23 protein-coding genes are annotated in these 23,800 nt (G+C 70.8%); 14 read left to right on the top strand and 9 right to left on the bottom strand.

The features are described 5' to 3' along the window. Positions 1 to 172 precede the first annotated feature (172 nt). Complete coding sequence (locus tag ACFY04_RS29530; RefSeq protein WP_301369169.1) at positions 173 to 1,147, top strand: DUF5926 family protein; 975 nt, start codon at positions 173 to 175, stop codon at positions 1,145 to 1,147. Between the two features lie 180 nt (positions 1,148 to 1,327). Here ACFY04_RS29530 and ACFY04_RS29525 read toward each other — a convergent pair whose 3' ends face one another. Together ACFY04_RS29525 and ACFY04_RS29520 are read right to left on the bottom strand one after the other, a co-directional pair. Continuing rightward, the gene (locus ACFY04_RS29525) at positions 1,328 to 1,900 is read right to left on the bottom strand and encodes a hypothetical protein (protein ID WP_389121278.1); all 573 of its coding nucleotides are present in this window, start codon (positions 1,898 to 1,900) and stop codon (positions 1,328 to 1,330) included. Positions 1,901 to 2,009: 109 nt separating this feature from the next. Next, positions 2,010 to 2,783 carry a bifunctional DNA primase/polymerase gene (locus tag ACFY04_RS29520; RefSeq protein ID WP_389121276.1) on the bottom strand — a complete coding sequence of 258 codons (774 nt, stop codon included), beginning with the start codon at positions 2,781 to 2,783 and terminating at the stop codon, positions 2,010 to 2,012. Positions 2,784 to 3,180: 397 nt separating this feature from the next. Between ACFY04_RS29520 and ACFY04_RS29515 the strand changes: the two genes are divergently transcribed. Beyond that, positions 3,181 to 4,737 carry a PP2C family protein-serine/threonine phosphatase gene (locus ACFY04_RS29515; RefSeq protein ID WP_389121275.1) on the top strand — a complete coding sequence of 519 codons (1,557 nt, stop codon included), beginning with the start codon at positions 3,181 to 3,183 and terminating at the stop codon, positions 4,735 to 4,737. Between the two features lie 119 nt (positions 4,738 to 4,856). Then, complete coding sequence (locus ACFY04_RS29510) at positions 4,857 to 6,323, top strand: aminopeptidase P family protein (RefSeq protein ID WP_389121273.1); 1,467 nt, start codon at positions 4,857 to 4,859, stop codon at positions 6,321 to 6,323. Positions 6,324 to 6,435: 112 nt separating this feature from the next. On the opposite strand, the gene ACFY04_RS29505 is transcribed toward ACFY04_RS29510, so the two are convergent. Beyond that, positions 6,436 to 6,879 carry an ATP-binding protein gene (locus tag ACFY04_RS29505; RefSeq protein WP_109779343.1) on the bottom strand — a complete coding sequence of 148 codons (444 nt, stop codon included), beginning with the start codon at positions 6,877 to 6,879 and terminating at the stop codon, positions 6,436 to 6,438. Between the two features lie 210 nt (positions 6,880 to 7,089). Between ACFY04_RS29505 and ACFY04_RS29500 the strand changes: the two genes are divergently transcribed. The 9 genes from ACFY04_RS29500 (at position 7,090) to ACFY04_RS29460 (ending at position 16,946) form a co-directional block, all read left to right on the top strand. Then, positions 7,090 to 7,935: a hypothetical protein gene (locus tag ACFY04_RS29500; RefSeq protein ID WP_389121271.1), complete on the top strand. Its 846-nt coding sequence runs from the start codon at positions 7,090 to 7,092 to the stop codon at positions 7,933 to 7,935. 108 nt (positions 7,936 to 8,043) lie between these two features. Further along, a complete protein-coding gene (locus tag ACFY04_RS29495) occupies positions 8,044 to 8,769 on the top strand; it encodes a YcnI family protein (protein WP_389121270.1) in 726 nt (241 codons plus the stop codon). A gap of 69 nt (positions 8,770 to 8,838) precedes the next feature. Next, positions 8,839 to 9,492 (top strand): SCO family protein, encoded by a 654-nt coding sequence (locus ACFY04_RS29490; protein ID WP_389121268.1) that lies wholly within the window; start codon positions 8,839 to 8,841, stop codon positions 9,490 to 9,492. Next, entirely contained in the window at positions 9,489 to 9,968 is a 480-nt protein-coding gene (locus tag ACFY04_RS29485) for a copper chaperone PCu(A)C (RefSeq protein WP_389121267.1), read from the top strand. Before ACFY04_RS29490 ends, ACFY04_RS29485 begins: the two co-directional genes overlap by 4 nt. 22 nt (positions 9,969 to 9,990) lie before the next feature. After that, positions 9,991 to 12,072 carry a copper resistance CopC/CopD family protein gene (locus tag ACFY04_RS29480; RefSeq protein ID WP_389121266.1) on the top strand — a complete coding sequence of 694 codons (2,082 nt, stop codon included), beginning with the start codon at positions 9,991 to 9,993 and terminating at the stop codon, positions 12,070 to 12,072. Beyond that, positions 11,997 to 13,355, top strand: a complete 1,359-nt coding sequence (efeB, locus tag ACFY04_RS29475; protein ID WP_389121264.1) for an iron uptake transporter deferrochelatase/peroxidase subunit — start codon at positions 11,997 to 11,999, stop codon at positions 13,353 to 13,355. The genes ACFY04_RS29480 and efeB overlap by 76 nt, the downstream gene beginning before the upstream one ends. 42 nt (positions 13,356 to 13,397) lie before the next feature. Continuing rightward, complete coding sequence (gene pheA / locus ACFY04_RS29470; protein WP_030713748.1) at positions 13,398 to 14,333, top strand: prephenate dehydratase; 936 nt, start codon at positions 13,398 to 13,400, stop codon at positions 14,331 to 14,333. 526 nt (positions 14,334 to 14,859) lie between these two features. Then, positions 14,860 to 16,137 carry a serine--tRNA ligase gene (gene serS / locus ACFY04_RS29465; protein ID WP_389121262.1) on the top strand — a complete coding sequence of 426 codons (1,278 nt, stop codon included), beginning with the start codon at positions 14,860 to 14,862 and terminating at the stop codon, positions 16,135 to 16,137. Then, positions 16,134 to 16,946, top strand: coding sequence for an HAD family hydrolase (locus ACFY04_RS29460; protein WP_314243285.1), 813 nt, complete (start codon positions 16,134 to 16,136; stop codon positions 16,944 to 16,946). The genes serS and ACFY04_RS29460 overlap by 4 nt, the downstream gene beginning before the upstream one ends. A 137-nt stretch (positions 16,947 to 17,083) precedes the next feature. Here the strand turns inward: ACFY04_RS29460 and ACFY04_RS29455 are convergent, their stop codons facing one another. After that, positions 17,084 to 17,626 (bottom strand): hypothetical protein, encoded by a 543-nt coding sequence (locus ACFY04_RS29455; RefSeq protein ID WP_389121259.1) that lies wholly within the window; start codon positions 17,624 to 17,626, stop codon positions 17,084 to 17,086. A gap of 164 nt (positions 17,627 to 17,790) precedes the next feature. On the opposite strand from ACFY04_RS29455, the gene ACFY04_RS29450 reads away from it, so the two are divergent. Next, positions 17,791 to 18,786, top strand: coding sequence for a sensor histidine kinase (locus tag ACFY04_RS29450; RefSeq protein ID WP_389121257.1), 996 nt, complete (start codon positions 17,791 to 17,793; stop codon positions 18,784 to 18,786). A gap of 10 nt (positions 18,787 to 18,796) precedes the next feature. Further along, positions 18,797 to 19,453 (top strand): response regulator, encoded by a 657-nt coding sequence (locus tag ACFY04_RS29445; RefSeq protein ID WP_389121255.1) that lies wholly within the window; start codon positions 18,797 to 18,799, stop codon positions 19,451 to 19,453. Positions 19,454 to 19,460: 7 nt separating this feature from the next. Here the strand turns inward: ACFY04_RS29445 and ACFY04_RS29440 are convergent, their stop codons facing one another. The 5 genes from ACFY04_RS29440 to ACFY04_RS29420 all read right to left on the bottom strand — a co-directional run bounded on the left by ACFY04_RS29440 (position 19,461) and on the right by ACFY04_RS29420 (position 23,689). Next, positions 19,461 to 20,096: a rhomboid-like protein gene (locus ACFY04_RS29440; RefSeq protein ID WP_389121253.1), complete on the bottom strand. Its 636-nt coding sequence runs from the start codon at positions 20,094 to 20,096 to the stop codon at positions 19,461 to 19,463. 83 nt (positions 20,097 to 20,179) lie between these two features. After that, positions 20,180 to 20,899: an ABC transporter permease gene (locus ACFY04_RS29435; RefSeq protein ID WP_301369137.1), complete on the bottom strand. Its 720-nt coding sequence runs from the start codon at positions 20,897 to 20,899 to the stop codon at positions 20,180 to 20,182. Between the two features lie 15 nt (positions 20,900 to 20,914). Beyond that, on the bottom strand, positions 20,915 to 21,826 hold the full coding sequence (locus ACFY04_RS29430) for an ABC transporter ATP-binding protein (protein WP_389121251.1): 912 nt from the start codon (positions 21,824 to 21,826) through the stop codon (positions 20,915 to 20,917). Beyond that, complete coding sequence (locus tag ACFY04_RS29425; protein ID WP_389121250.1) at positions 21,823 to 22,710, bottom strand: ABC transporter permease; 888 nt, start codon at positions 22,708 to 22,710, stop codon at positions 21,823 to 21,825. Before ACFY04_RS29425 ends, ACFY04_RS29430 begins: the two co-directional genes overlap by 4 nt. Next, the gene (locus ACFY04_RS29420) at positions 22,700 to 23,689 is read right to left on the bottom strand and encodes an ABC transporter ATP-binding protein (protein WP_351150528.1); all 990 of its coding nucleotides are present in this window, start codon (positions 23,687 to 23,689) and stop codon (positions 22,700 to 22,702) included. Before ACFY04_RS29420 ends, ACFY04_RS29425 begins: the two co-directional genes overlap by 11 nt. Positions 23,690 to 23,800 lie beyond the last annotated feature (111 nt).

Below are 23,800 nucleotides of genomic sequence, written 5' to 3'. Positions count from 1 at the left end.
ACAGCACGACCGCACGACAGCAGCACAGCAGTACCGGTCATCCGCACAGGCGGCCGTCCGGGAGCGCACGCCGACCGTGCTCCCGGCCGCACCCAACCGGTTCCGGCGGTACGAACGGCTAGGCTCGCGCCCAGACACGACGCCGTACCGCCGCAACCGGGAGACACGCACGATGGCCAAGAAGCGCCCCGCAGCCAAGACTGCAAAGCCGCAGCTCAACAACGGTGAGATCCCCGTCGTGGGCGCCCGCGAGCCCTGTCCCTGCGGATCCGGCCGCCGCTACAAGGCCTGCCACGGCGCAGCCGCCGCGCACGCCGTCACCGAGCACGTGCGGCGCCCCTTCGAGGGACTGCCGGGCGAGTGCGACTGGGTCGCGCTGCGCGAGCTGGTGCCCGCCGCCACCGTCCCGCTGTCCCTCAAGGGCGGCCTGCCCGAGGGCGTTCCCTCCGTCACGCTGGTGACCGTACTGCCCATGGCGTGGCCGGCGCTGCGCCGTGAGGACGGGTCCGTCCTCCTCGGCCTGCAGAACGACTCGTCCTCCGGGGACCTCGGCCGCGACATGGCCGACACCCTGGAGCGTGCCCTCGTGGCGGAGCCCGGTACGCCGGTCGCCGCCCGCCGGGTTCCCGCCGAGGGTCCCCGACTTCAGGATCTCCTGGACGCCGACGGCGGTTTCGAGCCGGTTGTGCACACCGGGTTCGAATTCTGGATTCCGGAATCCGAGAGCGCCCAGAACGCCTCGCCGGAGATCGCCGCCTCGCTGGAGCGCGCCAACGCGGCCGCCATTCCCACCGTCAAGCTGACCGGCGTGGACGCCGCCTACTGGTGCGAGACGCCGGACAAGAACCACCTGCGCTGGGTCATGCCGCACCCCGAGGAGAAGCTGCTCGACGCCCTCGCGCGGCTGCACGCGGCCGGCACGTCCTCGCTCGGCGAGGGCACGAAGCTCGTCGGCTCCTTCCGCGCCCACGGCCTGATGGTCCCCGTCTGGGACCTGCCCACCGGGGTCACGGCCGACGACGTCGAGAAGCCCGCGGCGGAGTTCGCGGAGCGGCTGGCCGGGGCTCTGGCCACGGACGCCCCGCTGACCACGGAGGAGCGCCGGGCCCGCGGCGGACTCACCAACCGCCAGGTGACGCTCAGCTGACGGAGCGCCCGCGTGGAGACGGTGACCGGAGTCACAACTCCCGCTAATCGTCTGCAAATCGATGTCTGAATATCGGAGATCGAATTTGCGAACAGGCGATCTCTTGTTACCGTTCTTGTAGCCCGGTCGCTGGTGCATCCCCCGTCGCCAGCGACCGGGCCCTTGATTTTCGGGGTGCGATCAACCGTCACCCGGTGCCGGTGAGTTGCTCCCGGACCTCAAGAGCAGTTCCCCTTCATCATCCGGAACTGCAAATTCCGCTACGGCCGAGTAACTCTCCGGATCGCCTGCCGAGGCCTCCCTCGGCGTTTCGCACAGGCCCGGTTCGTCGCCCGCGCCCACCGCGCACCGGATCTGGACCGTGCGCCCGGCCGGACCCATCATCGTCAGCACGGCGTCCAGTGCGCGACCACTTGTGTTCCGGTAGTAACTCCGGCCCCACGTCTGGCCTTCACCGACCAGCACGCAGGTCTGCGCCTCCACTCCGTGCGGCGAGGACAGTTCGGGGCCGCAGCGGGAATCCGTACGGGGCTGCTCGGCCGGGCCGGGCTGCTGCGGGCCGGCCGTCGGCGCCGAGCGCGCGGGCGCCGCGGGGGATCTGCGGGAGGAGTCCGAAAGCCCGAGCGCCGAGAACAGGCCGCCGCTCTTTCCGTCGTCCTGACCGGCAAAATCCGGCCCGGCGATCGCCCCGGCGAGCGGGAGCGACAAGATGATCAGCACACCGGCGCCGATACCGATCAGGCGGAGATTCATTCGCCGAAGATAGCGAGGCGGGAATGGGGCACGGAGATCCCCGCGCCCAATTCCCTTGGAAACTCGTCCTGCCGACACCCGTACGAGTGATCCCCGCAGGCCCGGCAGGTCAGTACGCGAGCCTGCTGCCGCCGCCGGGCGCCCCGCTGCTGGCCTCGACCAGCGCGTCCACGACCGCCTCGATCTCGGGCAGCCAGAGGTTTCCCGCCTGCGCCTGTACCTGCGCCCGCGGCGACCGCGACTGCGCAGACCGTGCCCGCGGCTGCTGAGCCGCCGACTGCGCCCGCGGCTCCCGTTCCCAGCGCACCTGGCCACCGCTGGACGCGGCGGAGGGCGGCAGCAACAGGTAGCCGCCCTCACCGTGGAAGCGCAGCGAGGAGGGCACGTGATCCTTGGCGTACAGGAGTTCGCCGAGCCGCTCCAGCGAGTAGGGCGCCACCAGCAACGCCCAGCGGGTGGGCGTGGCCACGACCGGACCGAGCCGCATGCCTTGCGCGTCCAGTCGTACGAGGGCGCGCGCGGCCGCGCCGGCCGGCAGGCTCACCGCGCACGGGGCGGTCCCGCCGGTGGCCATCAGGACAGGGGCGGCAGGCCTGTTGGTCCACCACCAGGCCACCATCCGGGGGTCCGTGGTGGCGGCGAGCAGTCCGGGGTCGAAGGGATGCGCGCCGGGGACGGCGCAGTCGGGGTCGGGGCAGGCGCATCGCTTGCCGTCGGTGCCGGACCGGCCGACGCCGGGCAGGACGGGCCACTGCCAGGTGGTGGCGCAGACGAGCGCCGCGTCGAGGAGAGCGGACGTGCTGCCGCTCTGTCCCGGGCCGGGGCGCAGGGATTGAAAGCGATCGCGGAGCCGCTGGAGACGCCTTCCGAGGATCTCGCGCATGTGCGCTCGTTCCTTTCCGTTGAACGCCGAGGGCCACATCACACCATGTAACCGGTGTCTCACCACACGTACAGGTTTCGCGTCACTGTCCGCCAGAAGCAGGTTCACACGGTTCGTGCAGTTTTCTTACAGGTCCGTCAAACGTCCCGCGGGGGTGGAGCGCGACCCGCGCCGGCCGCCGAGACCGGCGGCCGCCGCTAAGGACGACGGCCCGTGCCGGGTGGTTCCCGGCGGCGCCAACTGGCCACGCACATCACCGAGTACGTACCCGAGGCCCCTGCGGAGCCCGCTCAGTCGATCGCAAAAACCGACTGCTTCCAGCTTTTTCCGGCCAAGTTCTAGCCTTGGCTCGACAGTGAGTTGCCGTCCCACGGACACCAGGATTCCCACCTGGGCAATGCTGGACATGCATCCACGTGTGCGTGTAGATGTGGATTCCTTGATGGCGGCGCAGCACGATCTGGGGGTTTGCGATGCTATTTGGCGAATCGCACCAGGTGGAAAGGCGGACGCCATGAGCGCCCCGCATCTGCCGAAAGTGGCTGGAATCGATCCAGCGGCAACCGCGTCGCCGCACACTGCGGCGCCCGCGCCCGTCCGGACGACCCCCGCACCGGCCCCGCCGCCCGGCGGCCCGGGCAGTGTCATCCAGGACCGGCTGGCGGGCATGGTCTCGGACCTCACCACCCTGCACGAGCTCACCGAGCGCCTCGCCCGCGCCAGTGACCTCGACACCTCGCTGCGCGAATTCCTGCGCGCCGGAGCCGCGCTCGTCGGCGCCCGTCGCGGTCTGATCGTCCTGGAACCCTCCGACGGACTCGGCCCGACCAGCACGATCGGCCTCGGGCTCGGCCACGCGGAGCTCGGCCACATCGAGACCGTGCCGCGCAGCGCCACCTCCTATGGGCGGATCCTCGACGGTCTGCCCGACGCCCAGGGCGGCTCCGAGTTCCTCCCCGAACCGGGCGCGCCCCCCGGAGCCGGGGGTTTCGCCGCCCCCGTCGACCCCCGCCACCGTGAGGTCGCCGCCCGTCTCGGCTACGCCGCGAGCTACGCGCTCCCCCTCACCGCCGAGGCCACCGGCCGGCTCGGCGCGGCCGTCTGGCTCTACGACGAGCAGGCCGAGCCGAGCGACCGCCAGCGCGACCTCGCCGGACTGTACGTGCGGCACGCCGCCGAGCACCTGGCCCGGATGCTGGAGGTGGAACGCTCCCGCACGCAGCTGGCCACCGTCTCCGAGGAACTGCTGCCGAGCCGGCTCCCCCGGATCCCCGGGGTACAGCTCGCGGCCCGCCACCACACGGGGCCGCTCGGCGGGGGCGACTGGTACGACGCCCTGCCGCTGCCGGAGGGCGCCCTGGGACTGGCCGTCGGCTCGGTCACCGGATCCGGGCCGAGCGCCGTCGCCGCGATGGGGCGGCTGCGCGCATCGCTGCGCGCCTACGCCGTCATGGAGGGCGAGGACCCCGTGGCGGTCCTGTCCGACCTGGAGCTGCTGCTGCGCCTCACCGAGCCCGCCCGCGCCGCCACCGCGCTCTTCGCCTACTGCGAACCCGCCGGGGGGCCGAACTCCGAGGGCCAGGGCAGCAAGATCATTCTGGCTGGTGCCGGGCACACCCCGCCGCTGCTGATCGGTGAGCACCGAACCGAGTACGTGGAGACCTCCCTCTCCGCGCCCCTGGGCATGCTGTCCTGCTGGGAGGCGCCCAGCGTGGAGATCGAACCCGCACCCGGAGAAACGGTGCTTCTCTACACCGACGGGCTGCTGCACCACACGGGCGACCCGATGGACCGGGCCTACGCCCGGCTGCACGCCGCGGCCGCGGGGGTCCCCCGCAGCGTCCGCGAGGACCCGGCGGCCCTGTGCGAGCACATCCTGCGGACCGTACTGCCCGGCGGGGAGCCGACCGACGCCCCCGAGGACATCGTGCTGCTCGCGGCCCGGTTCGAATGAGGCCCGGAGCCTGTTCCGAATCATGACGGACGGCATGATTCGGAACAGCTCTCACCGCACACGCATACGATGGATGCGGTCCACACCCAGGTCCGTACCGTCGTAGCTGAGGAGAAGACGTGGCTGACGAGCTCACCCCGGAGACCCCGGAAGAAGAGCAGCCCAAGAAGACGCACAAGCAGCGCAAGAACGGTCTGTACCCGGGCGTCAGCGACGAACTCGCGGAGAACATGCGCGGCGGCTGGGCCGACACCGAGCTGCGCGGACTGGAGCCCATCGCCCAGGCCGCCCACACCCTCGCCCGCCGCGACGCGCTGTCCCGGCGCTTCCCGGGCGAGCGCCTCGTCATCCCCGCGGGCCGCCTGAAGACCCGCTCGAACGACACCGAGTACCCCTTCCGCGCCTCGACCGAGTACGCGTACCTGACCGGCGACCAGACCGAGAACGGCGTCCTGGTCCTGGAGCCGACCGGGCCGGCCGGTCACACCGCGACCGTGTACCTGCTGCCGCGCTCCGACCGGGAGAACGGCGAGTTCTGGCTGTCCGGCCAGGGCGAACTGTGGGTCGGCCGCCGGCACTCCCTCACCGAGGCCGAGCAGCTCCTGGGCATCCCCGCGAGGGACGTCCGCAAGCTCGCCGAGGCCCTCACCGAGGCCGAGGGCCCGGTCCGCGCCGTACGCGGCCACGACTCGGTGATCGAGTCCGCCCTCACCGACAAGGTGACCAAGGAGCGCGACCAGGAACTGCGCGTCTACCTCTCCGAGGCCCGCGCCGTGAAGGACGCGTTCGAGATCGGCGAGCTGCAGAAGGCCGTCGATTCCACCGTCCGCGGCTTCGAGGACGTCGTGAAGGTCCTGGACAAGGCAGAGGCCACGTCCGAGCGCTACATCGAGGGCACCTTCTTCCTGCGCGCCCGGGTCGAGGGCAACGACGTCGGCTACGGCTCCATCTGCGCCGCCGGCCCGCATGCCTGCACCCTGCACTGGGTCCGCAACGACGGCGACGTCCGCTCCGGTGACCTGCTGCTGCTCGACGCCGGTGTGGAGACCCACTCCCTCTACACCGCCGACGTCACGCGCACGCTGCCGATCAACGGCACGTACACCGACATCCAGCGCAAGATCTACGACGCGGTCTACGAGTCCCAGGAAGCCGGCATCGCCGCGGTGAAGCCGGGTGCGAAGTTCCGCGACTTCCACGACGCCTCCCAGCACGTGCTGGCCGAGAAGCTCGTCGAGTGGGGCCTGCTGGAGGGCCCGGTGGAGCGCGTCCTGGAGCTGGGCCTGCAGCGCCGCTGGACCCTGCACGGCACCGGCCACATGCTCGGCATGGACGTCCACGACTGCGCCGCCGCGCGCACCGAGGCGTACGTCGACGGCACGCTGGAGCCGGGCATGTGCCTGACCGTCGAGCCGGGTCTCTACTTCCAGGCCGACGACCTGACCGTGCCCGAGGAGTACCGCGGCATCGGCGTCCGGATCGAGGACGACATCCTCGTCACCGAGGACGGCAACCGGAACCTCTCCGCCGCCCTGCCCCGCACCTCAACCGAGGTCGAGGCCTGGATGGCGCGCCTGAAGGGCTGACGCCTGCGCCTTGCGTATCGGTGGGCGGGATTCCTGTACGGGGTCCCGCCCATCGGCGTTTCCCAGGACACCCGGGACACCTACGACACCGGCACCTACGACGCCACGAGGCCTACGACACCTTCAGAAGCGCGTCGTCGCGCCACTTCAGCATCTTGTCGAAGCTCACCACCGCGCCGCGGCCCGGCCGGTTGCGGAAGCGGACGTGGTCGGCGAGTTCGGCGATCAGGTGCAGGCCCCGGCCGTGTTCGGCCAGGGAGGGTCTGCGGCGAGCCACCGTCGCGGGCGGGAACCCCGGACCGGAATCGGTCACCTCGATACGGCAGCAATCCCCGTCCAGATAGGCCGTGACGTGGTACGCCTCGGTATCGTCCGGGATTTCGCCACCCCCGCCGTGCTCCACCGCGTTCGCACACGCCTCGCTCAGCGCCACCGAGAGATCGAAGGAGATGTCCGGGTCCACCCCCGCGGTCTCCATCGTCCCCAGCAGCAGTCGCCTGGCGAGCGGCACGCTCGCGGCTTCGCGCCTCAAGTGGAGAGACCACCAGATGCTCATACGGTTACGTATTGCCGCCCGCGAGGGGGCGTAAGCGCCCTTCGGCCGTCCGAGACCTCAATACGCCCGTCCGGCCGATGCGGCGCTCCCGGGGAGCGGTGTATGCGGCTGTCGGCGACGGGCCCGGACGGTCCTCGCACAGAGGACTCATGCGGACCTTCCGGACCTGCCGTATGAAGGGCCTGAGCGCAGTGCGATGATGGCCCGGCCATGTCTGACCCCCACGCGACGCACGCCGGAGCCGGCCTCCGGCTGATCCGGGCCGCGGTGTTCACCGCGGTCTGTGTCGTGCTGTCCGCGACCGGGCACGCCCTGGCGTCCTGCGCCACCGTGCCCTGGTGGTCCCTCTGTCTCGGCTTCCTCGCCGTCTTCGCGGTCGCCGCCCCGCTCGCGGGCCGACGGCGGACGCTGCCCGGCATCGCCGCCGGGCTCACCATCGGACAACTCGGCCTGCACGCGATGTTCGGCCTCGGCCAGCACAGCGCGGCCGCCGCGCAGGCGCCGGCCGGCACCGCCGACGCATCGCTCGCCGAGCTCGCCGCGCGGCTGGTGTGCGGGGGCAACTCCGTACCGCTCAGCCCGGCCGACGCCCGGCAGGTCCTGGAGGCGGCAGGCCTGGACCCGGCCGCCCTGGCCGGACAGACGGCACAGGTCGCGCAGGCCGGACAGGTCGTGGCGCAGGGGCACGGCGCGCACGCGCACGTGGCCCAGGCCGTCACCGCGGCGCCCGCGACCGGCCTGTTCAGCCCGGCCATGGTGGCCGGCCACCTGCTGGCGGCACTCGCCGCGGGCTGGCTGCTCGGCCGCGGCGACGCCGCGCTCTTCCGGCTGGTCGAGCTGTCCCGCCGCTCCGCCGAAGCCGCCCCGATACGTCCGCTGCGCGCCGCGCTGGCCTTCGTACGCGCCCTCGGCGCCGGGCTCCCGGGCTCCTCGGCCACCCGTACCCCGCAGGACGCGCGGACCGGGTCCGACCCCGCCCTCTGCACGGGGCGGGAAGCACTCCAGCACACGGTGATCCGGCGCGGCCCACCCGTGGCACTCGCCCTCGCAGCCTGACGCGGCACCCTCCTTCCCGGACACAGAGCGGGATACCGGTGCCGCGAACTCCGCGCGCGCCCGTGCGCGGAGCCACCGCCGCCACTGCTTCCGTGGAGTGTTCCTGCCATGAAGACCTCTCGCGTCTCCATCGCCGCCGCCATCGCCGCCGGTTCCGTCCTCGTGCTCTCCGGCCCTGCCTTCGCCCATGTCGGCGTGCAGCCCGCCGGAGAGGCCGCCAAGGGTGGCTACGCGACGATCAACTTCAAGGTCCCCAACGAGCGGGACAACGCGTCGACCACGCAGCTGGAGGTCAACTTCCCGGTCGACCAGCCGCTCAGCTCCGTCATGCCGCAGGACGTTCCCGGCTGGACCGTGAAGGTCGAGACGAGCGATCTCGCCACGCCGCTCACCGTGCACGGCAAGCAGATCACCAAGGCGGTCACCAAGGTGACCTGGTCCGGCGGCAAGATCGAGCCCGGCAAGTTCCAGCAGTTCCCGCTCTCCGTGGGCAAGCTGCCCGAGAGCTCCGACCAGATGGTCTTCAAGTCCATCCAGACGTACGACAACGGCGAGGTCGTCCGCTGGATCGAGGAGGCCAAGGAAGGCGCCGCGGAGCCGCAGAACCCCGCGCCCGTCCTGAAGCTCACCGCCGCCAAGGGCGACGGCCACCACGACAGCGGCGCGAAGGCCGACGAGCCGAAGAACGCCGACAAGGACGCCGAGCACGGCCACGACAAGGCCGCCGCCGAACACGGCTCCGACACCACCGCGCGCGCCCTCGGCATCGCCGGCATCGTCGTCGGGCTCGGCGGTGTCGCCTTCGGCATCGCCTCGCGCCGCCGCTCCGCCTGACCTGCCGCGCCCATGGGCGCTGCCGTTCCGAAACGTCCGTAGCATCCCCGATCCCAGGGACATTTCTTCATGCGCACCACACGTGTGACGGTCGCCGCGCTGCTCGCGGCGGCCGCACTCACCCTCACCGCCTGCGGCGGTGAGCCCGCCAAGACCGGCGGAGTCACCCAGATCTCCGGCGGTCAGAGCACCACCAAGGCCGCGACCCTCCTGGACCGCCCCTTCAACAAGCCGGATCTCGTCCTCACGGACACCACCGGCAAGCAGTGGAACCTGCGTGAGCAGACCAAGGGCAAGCCGACCCTCATCTACTTCGGATACACCAGCTGCCCCGATGTGTGCCCGCTGACGATGAGCAACATCGCCGTCGCCAAGAAGGCACTCCCCAAGGCCGACCAGGACAACCTCCAGGTCGTCTTCGTCACCACCGACCCTGAGAGGGACACTCCCGAGTCCCTCGGCGCGTGGCTCAAGTCGCAGGACCCGTCCTTCATCGGACTCACCGGGAACTTCGCGACCATCCAGGCCGCCGCACGCACGCTCGGCATCGGTATCGAGGCCGCCACGACGGGAGCCGACGGCAAGGTCGTCTCCATGCACGGCGCCCAGGTCATCGCGTTCTCGCCCAAGACCGACGAGGGCTACGTCCTCTACGGCGAGGGCACCACCGTCGACGACTACACCAAGGACCTGCCGAAGCTCATCAAGGGGGAGAACCCGTGAACGCCCGCACCACCCGCATCCTGGCCGTCGCCCTCTCCCTGACGGCAGCGCTCGCCATATCCGGCTGCTCCGGCGAGACCAAGTCGCAGATGATCGTCAAGGGCGCCTTCATGCCGCAGCCCGTGAACGACAAAATGGCCGGCGGGTTCATGGTCATCTCGAACCCGACCGAGAACGCCGACAAGCTCACCGGCGCCACCTCCCCGATCTCCGACGATCTCCAGATCCACGAGACCAAGGACCAGAAGATGCAGCAGGTCCAGTCGATGGACGTGCCGGCGGACGGCGAGCTCCGGCTGGAGCGCGGCGGCAACCACATCATGTTCATGGGGCTCAAGAGCACTCCCAAGGTCGGCGACAAGGTCACCGTCGAGCTCCACTTCGAGACGTCCGGCCCGGTCAAGGTCGAACTGGAAGTGAAGGACCGGACGTACAACCCTCAGGCTCCGACAGCTACGTCCGGCAACGCCCACTGACGGACCGAGGAGCTGACACGCCATGACGGCCACCGCCCCCGCCCCATCCACGGCCCGCGCCCGTGCCACGGCAGTCCTGCCGCGGCTCGCGCTGGTCCTCGCAGCTCTGCTGGCAACCCTGTTCACCGCGGCCTCACCGGCCACGGCGCACGCCGCACTCACCGCGAGCGACCCCAAGGACGGGGCGGTGGTCGCCACGGCGCCCGCCCAGGTCACGCTCTCCTTCTCCGAGCAGGTCGCCATGGGCGACGATTCCATCCGCGTGCTCGACCCCCAGGGCAAACGCGTGGACACCGGTGAACTGCGCGACATGTGCAGCGGGAACACCGTCCGCTACGGCAGCGCGCTGCACACCGGGCTGCCGGATGGCACCTACACCGTCGCCTGGCAGGCCGTCTCGGCCGACAGCCACCCGATCTCCGGCGCCTTCACGTTCTCCATCGGCGCGCCCTCGGCCACTGATGTCACCCTCCCCACGGCGCGGGCGGGCGGCGGGCCCGTCGGCATCGCGTACGGGCTCGCCCGCTACGCCGCCTACGCCGGGTTCGCCGTCCTCGTGGGCGGCGCCGCCTTCATCCTGCTGTGCTGGCGCAGGGGCGCCGCCGAACGGCCGCTCCAGAAGCTCGTCGTGCGCGCCTGGGTCACCCTGACCGCCGCCACCCTGGCCATGCTGGTGCTGCGGACCCCGTACACGGGGTCCGGCAACTTCTCCGATGTGTTCGATCTCGACGGGCTGCGGGCCGTCCTGGAGACCAAGACCGGGGCCTCGCTCGTCTCCAGGCTGCTCCTGCTGGGCGCGGCCGCCCTCTTCGTCGCAGTCCTCTTCGGCGTCTACGCGCGCCGCGTGGCGGGCCTCGGACCCGATGAGGCCGACCGTGCCGAGGGGGAGAGCTCCGGGGCCGACCAGGCCGACGGGACCGATGAGACCGATGACGCAGAGCGGCCGGACGACACCGGCGATCTCACCTTCGGGCTGGCCATCGGCGGCGCCGTCGTGTCCGGCGGTATCGCCGCCACCTGGGCCCTCTCGGAGCACGCCTCCACCGGGATCCAGCCCGGTATCGCCATGCCGGCCGACATCCTGCACCTGATGGCCGTCGCGACGTGGCTCGGCGGTCTCGCCGCGCTGCTCGTCGCCCTCCACAAGGTCCCCGGGATCGAGCGCGCCGCCGTCCGGAGCTTCTCCCGGGTCGCCTTCGTCAGTGTCCTGGTGCTCGCCGTCACCGGCGTCTACCAGTCCTGGCGCCAGCTCGGCAGCTGGTCCGCCCTCACCGGCACGGACTACGGGCAGCTGCTGCTCCTGAAGATCGGCCTGGTCGCCGTCCTCCTCGGCATCGCCTTCGTGTCCCGCAAGTGGACCGCGCGGCTCGCCGATGCCCCGGCGGACGACGCGGCCGCCACAACCGCCGTCGCCGCCGTGGTCGCCGCCGGACAGACCGCGGACGATGTTTCACGTGAAACGGCCCCCGGCACCGGCTCGGAAGGCTCCGGTATTTCACGTGAAACAGAGCCCCCGCCCGTCCCCGCGGACCCGGAGCGCGCCGCCCAGCTCGCCCGGCAGCGTGCCGCACGTGAGAGCGCGCTTGAGAAGCGGCTGCGGGACGCCGACCCGGACCGCGCCGGCCTGCGCCGCTCCGTCCTCGCCGAGGCAGCCATCGCCGTGATCCTGCTCGCCGTCACCACCGTGCTCACCAGCACCGAACCCGGGCGGACCGTGGAGCAGGAGACGGGCCGCGGCTCCACCGCCACCGCCGTCCCCGACCGGGCCGTCAAGATCACCCTGCCCTTCGACACCGGCGGTCCGAACGGCAAGGGCTCCGTCCGGCTCGAACTCGACCCGGGGCGGGTCGGCGCGAACACCCTGCACCTCTGGTCCGACTCCGCCGACGGCACCCCCTTCGACCTCCCCGAGATCAAGGTCGCCTTCACCCTTCCCGCCAAGGACATCGGCCCCCTGCCGCTCGTCCCCGAGCAGGCGGCCCCCGGACACTGGACCGCATCGGGTGTCCAGCTGCCGCTCGCCGGTGAATGGCGCATCGACGTGACCGTCCGCACCTCCGACATCGACCAGACCACCGTCCAGAAGACCGTGAAGATCGGCTGACCAGCGTGACCGAGAGCAACCCCGACATCGAGATCTCCCGGCGCAGGCTGCTGGGTACCGTCGGCGCCGCAGGCGCCGTCGGGATCGCCCTCGGAGCCGCAGGCGGCGCCCTGGCGCACTCCGCACTGGAGGGCTCCGGTAGCGGCTCGGCCCCCGGCGCGGCCGGCAGTCTGGCCTCCCTGGGCGCCACCCAGGTGGCCTTCCACGGAGACCACCAGGCCGGCATCACCACCCCGCTGCAGGCCAAGGGGCACCTCGTCGCCTTCGACCTCACCGCCGGGGCGGGCCGTACGGAGGCCGCCGCGCTGCTGCGGCGCTGGTCCGACACCGCCCGGCGGCTGATGGCGGGCGAGCCGGCCTCGACCTCCGACAGCGGAATCGCCCTGGACGCCGGTCCGTCCTCCCTCACCGTCACCTTCGGCTTCGGCCACTCCTTCTTCGAGCGCACCGGCCTCACCGCCCGCCGCCCCACCGCCCTCGACCCGCTGCCGGACTTCTCCTCGGACCGGCTGGACGCCCAGCGCAGCAACGGCGACCTGTGGGTCCAGATCGGCGCCGACGACGGCCTCGTCGCCTTCCATGCCCTGCGTGCCCTGCAGAAGGATGCCGGGGAGGCCGCCCGCGTCCGCTGGCAGATGAACGGCTTCAACCGGTCTCCCGGCGCCACCGGCACCCCGATGACCGCCCGCAACCTGATGGGCCAGGTCGACGGCACCGGCAACCCGAAGCCCTCGGAGCCCGATTTCGACAAGCGCATCTTCGTTCCCGGCGCGGGCCCCGGGCCCGCCGAGCACGCCTGGATGGCCGGGGGCTCGTACGCCGTCGTCCGGCGCATCCGCATGCTCCTCGACGACTGGGACAAGCAGTCCCCCGCCCAGCAGGAGCAGGTCATCGGCCGTACGAAGGCCACCGGCGCCCCCTTGACCGGCGGCGGCGAGACCACCGAGATGGCGCTCGACAAGCTCGGCGCCGACGGGAAGCCCGTCATCCCGTCCAACGCCCACGCCCGGATCTCCGCCCCCGAGCAGAACGGCGGGGCCGCCATGCTGCGGCGGCCCTTCTCCTTCCACGACGGGATCGGCCCGGACGGCGCTCCCGACGCGGGGCTCCTCTTCGTCTGCTGGCAGGCCGATCCGCTGCGCGGATTCGTACCCGTACAGCGCAAGCTCGACCGCGGCGACGCGCTGTCGGCGTTCATCCGGCACGAGTCGAGCGGGCTGTACGCGGTTCCGCCCGGCCCCCGCAGCGGCGAGTACGTGGGGCAGCGGCTGCTCGAAGGGTGAACAGCAACCCGGCGGGCGGCACCCCGGCATTAGGCTGATCGCATGTCAGCCACCCGCTTCACGTATCTCGGTCCCGAGGGCACCTTCACCGAGGCCGCCCTTCGCACCCTGCCGGAAGCCGCGACCCGCGAACTCGTCCCGATGGTGTCGGTCCCGGCCGCCCTGGACGCCGTACGCAACGGCGAGGCGGCCGCTGCCCTCGTCCCGATCGAGAACTCGGTGGAGGGCGGGGTCACCGCCACCCTCGACGAGCTGGCCTCGGGCGAACCGCTGATGATCTACCGCGAGGTGCTGCTGCCCATCACCTTCGCGCTGCTCGTGCGGCCCGGGACCGCCCTGTCGGACGTCAAGACCGTCACCGGGCACCCGGTCGCCCAGCCGCAGGTGCGCAACTGGCTGCGGGCGAACCTGCCCGACGCGGTGTGGGAGTCGGCCGCCTCGAACGCCGACGGTGCCAGGCTGGTCCAGGAGGGCCGCTTCGACGCCGCCTTCGCGGGCGAGTTCGCCGCCGCCACCTACGGACTCGTCCCGCTGGTGACCGAGATCCACGACGCGGAGAACGCCGAGACCCGGTTCGTGCTGGTGGGACGCCCCGCCCGGCCGGCCGCGCCGACCGGCGCGGACAAGACCTCCGTCGTGCTGTGGCTCGGCGACGACCACCCCGGTGCGCTGCTGGAGCTCCTTCAGGAGTTCGCGGTCCGCGGGGTGAACCTGATGCTGATCCAGTCCCGTCCGACCGGACAGGGCATCGGCAATTACTGCTTCGCCGTCGACGCCGAGGGCCACATCTCCGACCGGCGGGTCAGCGAGGCGCTCATGGGCCTCAAGCGGACCTGCCCCCAGGTCCGCTTCCTCGGCTCCTACCCGCGGGCCGGTGTCGCTCAGAGTGATGTCCGGGCTCCCCGGCCCGGGACCTCCGACGGTGACTTCACGGCCGCCTCCGACTGGCTGGGGCGTTGCCTCGACGGGCGGGCGTAGGACGTCGTCCACTGTCCACAGAGTTATCCACAGGCGGAGACGAGGGCCTGGGGACAAGTCGACAGAACGGCACGACAAGGTCGACAAATCGCCCGGACGGTTCAGGTTTCGCTCTGGGGAGCGGGAGGTGAACGGTGTCACCCCCGCATCGCCGATCAACTCTTTGGGGCGAGTCATTCCCACCCGAATGAGTGTGTGAGGGTGGTTTGAACCCTGATTCATCCCGGCCATCCACCGATCAGGAATGATCTATTCCTGTGTCCACAGAGACGGCACACAGCCTGTGGATAAGATCCGGGCCCCGGCAATTCCTGTGGACAAGAAGCCCCTCCGGCCCTGCTCAGCGCTCGCCGCGCCGTCGGCATTCTGCCCCTTTTCGGGGAATGGGACCGCTTTTATTGACGCTCCGAGAAGGGCCACTTCCGGTCAGCCGTCAAGACTTATCCATTCGTTGCAATTGGGACATAGCGACACGCAGCGTGATATCGGTGTGATCCCAGGAAGCCCAGCCCGGTAGCCTGGAGGGGTGATTGACCTCCGGCTGCTCCGTGAAGACCCTGACCGTGTCCGCGCCTCGCAGCGCGCCCGTGGAGAGGACGTCGAACTCGTCGATGCGCTGCTCTCCGCCGACGAGCGCCGCAGGTCCTCCGGCATGCGCTTCGATGAACTGCGTAATGAGCAGAAGTCCCTCGGCAAGCTCATCCCCAAGGCCTCTCCCGAGGAGCGCTCCGAGCTGCTGAAGAAGGCCGAACAGCTCAAGCAGGACGTCAAGGCCGCCGAGGCCGAGCAGAACGAGGCCGACGAAGCCGCCAAGCAGCTTCTCCTCCAGCTCGGCAACATCGTCCACGAGGACGTCCCGGTCGGCGGCGAAGAGGACTTCACCGTCCTGGAGACGCACGGCACCATCCGGGACTTCGCCACCGAGGGCTTCGAGCCCAAGGACCACCTGGAGCTCGGCGAGCTGCTGGGCGCCATCGACGTCGAGCGCGGCGCCAAGGTCTCCGGCTCGCGCTTCTACTACCTGACCGGTGTGGGAGCCCTGCTGGAGCTGGCGCTGGTCAACGCGGCCATCGCCCAGGCCACCGAGGCCGGCTTCATCCCGATGCTGACCCCGGCGCTGGTCCGCCCGCGCGCCATGGAGGGCACCGGCTTCCTCGGCCAGGCCGCCGAGAACGTGTACCACCTGGAGAAGGACGACTTCTACCTGGTCGGCACCTCCGAGGTCCCCCTCGCCGCGTACCACATGGACGAGATCATCGACGCCGAGAAGCTGCCGCTGCGGTACGCCGGCTTCTCCCCGTGCTTCCGCCGCGAGGCCGGTACGTACGGCAAGGACACCCGCGGCATCTTCCGCGTCCACCAGTTCGACAAGGTCGAGATGTTCTCGTACGTCGCGCCGGAGGACGCCGAGGCCGAGCACCAGCGGCTCCTGGAATGGGAGAAGCAGTGGCTGACCAGCCTGGAGCTGCCGTTCCAGGTGATCGACGTCGCCACCGGTGACCTGGGCTCCTCCGCCTCGCGCAAGTTCGACTGCGAGGCGTGGATCCCCACCCAGGGCAAGTACCGCGAGCTGACCTCCGCCTCGAACTGCGACAGCTTCCAGGCCCGCCGCCTGTCGATCCGCTACCGCGACGGCAAGAAGACCCAGCCGCTGTCCACGCTGAACGGCACGCTGTGCGCCGTACCGCGCACGATCGTCGCGATCCTCGAGAACCACCAGCAGGCCGATGGTTCGGTACGGGTGCCCCCGGTGCTCCGTCCCTACCTCGGCGGCCGCGAGGTCCTGGAGCCGATCACCAAGTGAGCCCGGCCCCGTTCCCGTACAAGCTCGTCGCGACCGATCTCGACGGCACGCTGCTGCGTGGCGACGACACCGTCTCGGAACGCACTCGTGAAGCGCTCGTCGCGGCCACCGCGGCGGGCGCGGCGCACATCATCGTCACCGGCCGGGCCGTGCCCTGGACCCGGCACGTACTGGACGATCTCGGCTACAAGGGGATCGCCGTCTGCGGGCAGGGCGCGCAGGTCTACGACGCGGGTGCGCACCGGCTGCTGACCTCGGTGACGCTGGACCGGCAGCTGGCCGGTCTGGCGCTGTCGAAGCTGGAGGCCGAGATCGGTCCGCTGGCCCTGGCGGCCAGCCGGGACGGGGTGGACGGCGAGGTCCTGTTCGGGCCCGGGTACCAGGCGCAGGAAGGCCTGCCGGCCATATACCTGGACGACACCAAGGCGCTCTGGACGGCTCCGCTGAACAAGCTCTACATCCAGCATCCCGAGCTGGACGACGACGCGCTCGTCAAGGTGGCCCGGGAGACCGTGGGCAGCCTGGTCGACATCGTCATGGCGGGTCCCGGCATAGTCGAGATCCTGCCGCTGGGGCTGACCAAGGCCACGGGCCTGTCGCTGGCCGCGCGCCGGCTGGGAGTGAAGGCGGCGCAGACGATCGCCTTTGGTGACATGCCCAACGACATTCCGATGTTCGGCTGGGCCGCGCACGGGGTGGCGATGGCCAATGCCCATGCCGAGCTCAAGGCCGTGGCCGACGAGGTGACGACCTCCAACGAGGAGGACGGCATCGCGGTGGTGCTGGAGCGTCTGCTGGGCGCCGCGTAGCACGCACGACGGAGGAGAGGTCCGGGACAGCCCGCGCCGCAAGGCGCGCTCGAAGTGGCTGACCCGGACCTTTTGTTGCTCCCCGCACGACTCACTCTGCACCGGGCGCAGGTCCCTTACCAGCGAATTTCCGTGCATCAGCCGTGGACCCGGCGGCGGCGCCAGTAGGCGACGGTGAGGATGCCCAGCAGTGGACCCCAGAGCAACAGCGGCGCGTAGGTCAGGTCGAAGATCTGCAGGGCGAGCCCGGTGGGGGCATCGGGATTGGCGGCGTTGGTCTCGCTCCAGATCCAGGCGCCCAGGACCGTGATGCCGGTGAGCGCGATCGCGCCCAGCGTCGCGGGAACCACCGCCACCAGGGGGTGGATCCGGCGTCCGCCCAGTACGGGGATCCAGCCGGGCAGCTCCTCGCCCCAGCGCTGGACCATACCGAGGCTCAGCAGGCCCAGGCACTCCTGCAGGACGCAGACGAAGATGAGGACCAGGGACCCGGTACCCGGGTAGTACGAGTGGTGCAGATCGCTGCCCGGGCCCCAGCCCATGGGAATGCCGACCGCGATCGCGAGCCGCCACAGGCAGCTGGGAAGCACGGTCAGCGAGGTGAGCCGGGCGAGCCGGCGAAGCCGCGGGGAGACTCCGGGCACGGTCTGCGAGGCGCGAACGACGGTGTTGGAGGTCATCTGCCAAGTCCTTTGCAGGGGGCGCTGGTTGATGACTCGATCCTGGTCGGGCGAGGTCTTCGGAACCATCCGCCGATCAGCAGGCCGGTGGGTCCCATGACGTCGGCGCTGCTCTGCCGATCGGCAGATGGCCGGTCTCCGGGGTGCGCTCGTAGGGTCGGGTCATGACCGTCAACCTTCGTGCCGCGTATGCCCCGTTACTTGCCCTTGCCGGCGCCGTCGGCCTCCTCGCGGTGTTCCTGGGTGCTCCCCCGGCGTGGTTGCTGATCTGGGTGGGTCTGCTGCTGCCGCTGCTGGCCCTGGTGGCCCGCTGGTCCCCGGTGCGTTCGGGGTCCGTCGCGGCCTCGCTGGGCGTGACGGCCGTCGCGGTGTGGCCGGTACCGCTGATGTGGGGGACGGCGTCGTGGCTGGAGGCCTGCGGGGCGGCGGCGTTCTGGGCGGTGCCCGCGCTCGGGGCCCTGGCGGCCGGGGGATATCTGCGCCGACAGGCGAGCCGGATGCGCCAGGCCGTCCGGGACGGCCGGCGCGACCAGCAGCTGGAACTGGCCCGGGATCTGCACGACTTCGTGGCGCACGACGTGAGTGCCATCGTGGTGCAGGCCCAGGCAGCCAGGTTCGTGGCGGACAAGGACCCCGAGCAGGCGGTCCGCGCGCTGGAGCGGATCGAGGCGGCGGGGCTCGGCGCGCTCGCCTCGATGGACCGGACGGTGCACGCGCTGCGGGAGGCGGCCGGTGCGCGGTCCGCCTCGGTCCCGGGGACCTCGGAGCTGCCGGAGCTGGTGGAGCGGTTCGAGGGCGGGGTGCTGGAGGCCGATCCGGCGGCGGTCCGCGAGTTGTCACGGGAGGCGGACACCACTGCCTACCGGGTGGCCGTGGAGGCCTTGACGAACGTACGCCGGCACGCGCCCGGGGCGGCGGTCGTACGGGTGCGCCTGCACCGGGCGGCGGAGGGGATCGAGCTGAGCGTGGCCAACTCCGCGCCGGCCCGTGGCGCGGGCGGACTGAGGGGACTGGGGCTGCGGCGGCGGAGCGGAACCGGGCTGGCCGGTCTGCGCGGCAGGGTGGAGGCGGCGGGCGGGACGCTGCGGGCCGGCGCGAGCGCCGACGGCGGGTGGCGGGTTTGCGCCGTCTTCCCGGCACAGGAGCACACCCTCGGGTGATCATGGCGGCGTGACCACACGCATCCTGATAGCCGACGACCAAGAGGACATTCGCAGCGGTTTCCGGCTGATCCTCGATTCACAGCCGGACATGACCGTGGTGGGGGAGGCCGCGGACGGGGAGAGCGCGGTGGCGCTGGCCCGGGAACTGCGGCCCGATGTGGTGCTGGCGGACATCCGGATGCCGCGGCTCGACGGGCTGGAGGTGACCCGGCTGCTGGCGCCGCAGACGCGGGTGGTGGTGGTGACCACCTTCGACCTGGACGAGTACGTGCACACCGCGCTGCGCAACGGCGCCTGCGGCTTTCTGCTGAAGCGGTCCGGGCCGGCGCTGCTCATCGAGGGGGTGCGGGCGGCGATGGCGGGGGACACACTGATCAGTCCGCAGATCACGGTGCGGCTGCTGAGTCGGCTGACGCAGGCGGGTCCGGTCGCCCGGCCCGTGGCGCATCCGCTGACGGAGCGGGAGGTGGACATCGTGCGCCTGGTGGCGCGGGGGCTCACCAACGCCGAGATCGGCGCGGAACTGTTCATCACCGCGGGGACGGCCAAGACCCACATCGCGAACGTCCAGGCCAAGCTGGGGGCCCGCAACCGGGTGGGAATCGCCGCCTGGGCCTGGGAGCACGGCATCGCCAAAGCGGAGCCGGAGGCCGAGGCCGGCTAGATCCTCGTCATGTTTCACGTGAAACAACGTTGCGGGTGAGCGGCCAGGCGAGCAGGCCGACGGAGAGCGCGATGGCATGGCCGAGGTCCGTGAAGGTGCCGCCGGTGACCAGGGGCACCCCGAAGAAGGCGAGCACTCCGGCCAGGTAGAGCCATCTCCACGGGCCTGGGAGCCGGTAGGTGAGGACGCCGATGGAGGCCGCGAGCCCGTAGCTGACACCGATGTCGACGACGTGGGTCATGCTGTGCGGGGCCCGGTGGTCCTGGATGGCCGTCAGAAGGATCTTCTGGCTGACCAGGGTGGCGACGACGTGGGCGGTCGCGACGATCAGGAGCCAGCGCAGGGTGCCGAGCCAGCGTTCGACGGGGGCGTGGAACAGCTCGAAGAGCACGGCGTAGAGGGCCAGAGAGGCCGGGTTCGCGATCCAGAAGGCACTGCTGACGAGTGCCCGGACGGGGTATTTGACGAGCTGGTTGATGTTGCTGCTGTTGCGGTGGAGCAGGACCCTGTCGACCTGGTCGGGTGCGATCGCGACGATGATGCTGGTGACCGCGATGATCAGCAGCCAGATGTGCGTTCCGGGCGAGGAGCGTATCCAGGACCGCAGTGGCCTGGACGGCTCCGGCTCGGTGTGCGCGACCATGCACCGATGATGCCGCGCAAACCTGTGCCCCGCCTGGCCGGTGGGCCGGGCGGGGCACAGGTTCGCATGTGGTGCGGCAGGACTTACTCCTCGCCCGCCAGGGTGAGGCGGCGGAGCTTCTGGCCCGCGTAGACGGTGGCGCCGACGGTGACCGCGCAGAGCAGGATCACGGCGGTGGGAAGACCGACGGTGGCGTCGACGTACCCGTTCCCGGCGACCTTCTCGGCGACGGACAGGGCCCACTGCTGGACGCTGAGAGTCTTGGCTCCGGAGACCAGACTGCCGAAGAGCGACTCCCAGATCAGGGCGTAGACCAGACCGAAGACGACCGCGTGCCGGCTGACGGTGCCGAGCAGCAGGAACAGCGCGCTGTAGGCGATCGAGGCCACGAGGGCGGCGATCGTGTACGCGACGGCGATCTGCTGGCCGTTGCCGTTGAGGATGAATCCGGCGATCAGGGTGGGGATCGCCGAGAAGACCATCGTGACGGCGATCGCCACGGTCAGCTTGGTCATGATGATCGTCGGACGCTTCACCGGCTTGGCGAGCAGGTAGACGATGGAGCCGTCGTCGATCTCGGGCCCGATGGCTCCGGTGCCGGCGATGACACCGATCAACGGGACCATGGTGGCGAGGGCGAAGCCCCCGAGGAGGTCGGCCGCGACCTTGTCGTCCACGCCGACGAAGGCACGGACGACGAGGGCGATGACGATCAGCAGGGCGGGCAGCGCGAAGAGGATCAGCGCGCGGCGCCGGCCGAGCAGGGCCCGGTAGGTGAGCCGGGCAACGGTGGGTTCGTACATGGGTGCCAGCTCCTTTCAGGCCGCGACGAGGTAGGAGAAGACCGACTCGAGGGACTCGTCCGAGGGCGAGACCGTCAGCAGCCGGATGCCGTGTTCCCGGGCCACGCGGGGCAGCAGCTCGGTGAAGCGGCCGAAGTCGACGGCCTGGATGCGCAGCGCGCCCTCCTTGAGGTCGACCTCGATGCCGGCGGTGGAGGGGTCGGCGATCAAGGCCGCGGCGAGAGCCCGGTCGTCGGAGGAGCGGATGAGGTAGCGGTGCGGGCGGTCCGTCATCAGGCGGCGGATCTTGCGGAAGTCGCCGGAGGCGGCGTGCCGGCCGGCCACGACCACCTCGATGTGCGAGGCGAGCTGCTCGACCTCCTCCAGAATGTGGGAGGAGAACAGGACGGTGCGTCCCTCGTCGCCCATGCGCCGCAGCAGGTCCATGAGCTGCATGCGCTGGCGCGGGTCCATGCCGTTGAACGGCTCGTCGAGGAGCAGTACGGACGGCTCGTGGACGAGGGCCGAGGCCATCTTCACGCGCTGGCGCATGCCCTTGGAGTACGTGGAGATCTTGCGGTCCTGGGCGTACTCCATCTCGACGGTGGCGAGCGCCCGCTGGGCGGCCGCGTCGTCGAGGCCGTGGAGTTCGGCGTTGGCGACGACGAACTCCCGTCCCGTGAGGAAGTCGTACATGGCCTCGCGCTCGGGCACGACGCCGACCTGCTTGTAGACCTGCTCGTTCTGCCAGATCGGTGCGCCGTCGAGCGTGACGGTGCCCGTGGAGGGGGCGAGGAAGCCGCCCATCATGTTGATGAGGGTGGACTTACCGGCGCCGTTGGGACCCAGCAGCCCGGTGACGCCGGGGCCGATGCTCATGGTCACGTCGTTGACGGCGACGACGTTCCCGAACCAGCGGGAGGTGTGGTCGATGTCGATGGTGGTCACAGCCCGGCCTTCCGGTAGCGGGCCATCAGGGCGGCGTAGGAGCCGGCGATGAGGCCGAGGGCGACGAGCAGGTAGACGACGCCGACGCCGGCCGAGGGACCCTCGCCGCCGGGGAAGGCGGAGGTCGCGCCCAGGAACGCGGTCTGTACGCCGTCGATGAGAGTGATCGGGGAGAACAGGCCCATCCACTCGATGGCCCCGGTGTTCCCGGTACTGGAAGCGATCCCCTGGACCGCGGTCACCGCGCCGAACGGGATCAGGAGCACCGCGATGATCGCGGCGACGCCGAACCCGCGGCGCGGGGTGAGCGCGGCCATGACCAGGCCGAGGCCCGCGAAGAGCAGCGAGAGCAGCAGAACCGACACGAGTCCTTGCCCGAATCCCTTGGTCTGGTCGGCGAAGTCGAACTTCGCGAGGAGCGAGCCGATCCACATGATCAGCAGCGGGGTCGCCGTGAGGATGAAGAGGGCCGAGGCCATGGCGGCGTACTTGGCCACGACGTAGTCGACCCGTTCGATGGGCCGCGAGAAGTAGAGCGGCACCGTCTTGAAGCGCAGGTCCCGCGAGACCGACTGCGGCGCCTGGGACGCGAGGAAGAGGCCGATGATCACCTGCGTGGTCAGGGCGTACGTCGTGTACTTGATCGGCAGGTCGGTGGAGCCGGGCACCGCGATGGCGACCGCGACGATGATCAGCGCGGGTACGCACATCACCGCGAAGAGGATCATCGGGAGGACCTTGGACTTGGCCGAGCGGCCGAGTCCGTAGGCACCGCGCAGGGACTGCGAGAACAGCGACTTGCGGGCGTAGGCACGGCCGAGCCGGGGTCCGTCGTAGGACCGGTAGCCGATGTTGTGGATCTGGGTCGAGGTGTCAGGCGCCATCGGAACCGGCTCCCTTCTGCTGGACGGTGGGCGAGGGCTGGTCGTTGTCGCGGAAGACCTCCGCGATGTGGTGACGGCGCTGCTCCATGCGGACCAGGCCGATGCCCAGGTCGGCGACGGTGTCGCGGACGGTGTCGTACGTCTGCTCGCCGGTGGCCTCGACGAGGAGGATGTGGCCGGCTCCGGGCAGGCCCTGCTCCTCTCCGACGTGCAGGGTGACGCCGGCCTCGGTGAGCGCCTTGCGCAGGGCGGCGGTGCCGTCCGGGTGCGTGTCGGAGTCGGTGACCTCGACCGCGAGGGTCGTGGTGATCTGGGTGAAGTCGCTGGTGGAGCTGGAGCGCAGCAGCTTGCCGCCGTCGACGACGACCACGTGGTCGCAGGTCCGCTCCAGCTCGCCGAGGAGGTGGGAGGTGACCAGGACGGAGATGCCGAAGTCGGTGTAGATCCGGCGGATCAGGCCGAGCATCTCGTCGCGGCCGACCGGGTCCAGGCCGTTGGTCGGCTCGTCGAGGAGAACCAGCTGGGGGTCGTGGACGAGGGCCTGGGCGAGCTTGACGCGCTGCTTCATGCCGGTGGAGTAGCCGCCGATGGGACGGTAGCGCTCCTCGTACAGTCCGACGTGGCGCAGGGTGTCGGCGGTGCGCTCGCGGGCCGCGGTCGGCGGCAGCCCGGACATGCGCGCCATGTGGACGACGAACTCGGTGGCCGAGACGTCGGGTGGCAGGCAGTCGTGCTCGGGCATGTAGCCGACGCGTTCACGGATGGCGCTGCCATGCGTGTGGACGTCGAGGCCGAGCACGGCGGCGCTGCCCTCGGTGGCGGGGGACAGTCCCAGCAGGATCTTGATCAGCGTGGACTTGCCGGCTCCATTGGCACCAACGAGGCCGGTCACACCAGGCCCGATGTCCAGGGAGAGCCGGTCGAGGGCGGTCACTCGGGGGTACCGCTTGCTCAGGCTTTCGGTCGCGATGACAGTCACGGGTTCGACGTTAGTGGCGCAGCTCCCGTGAAACGTCAGACCTGGAGCTGGATCCCGTCTCAGCCTTCAGGCGTACATGCCCGTACGGGAGGCTGATGTGGACCCGACAAC

Origin of the sequence: Streptomyces sp. NPDC001549 (genome assembly GCF_042894025.1) — a bacterium.
Classification (GTDB): Bacteria; Actinomycetota; Actinomycetes; order Streptomycetales; family Streptomycetaceae; genus Streptomyces; species Streptomyces kutzneri.
The sequence above is the reverse complement of the archived record's forward strand: the minus strand, read 5'-3'. Positions and strand labels throughout refer to the sequence as shown.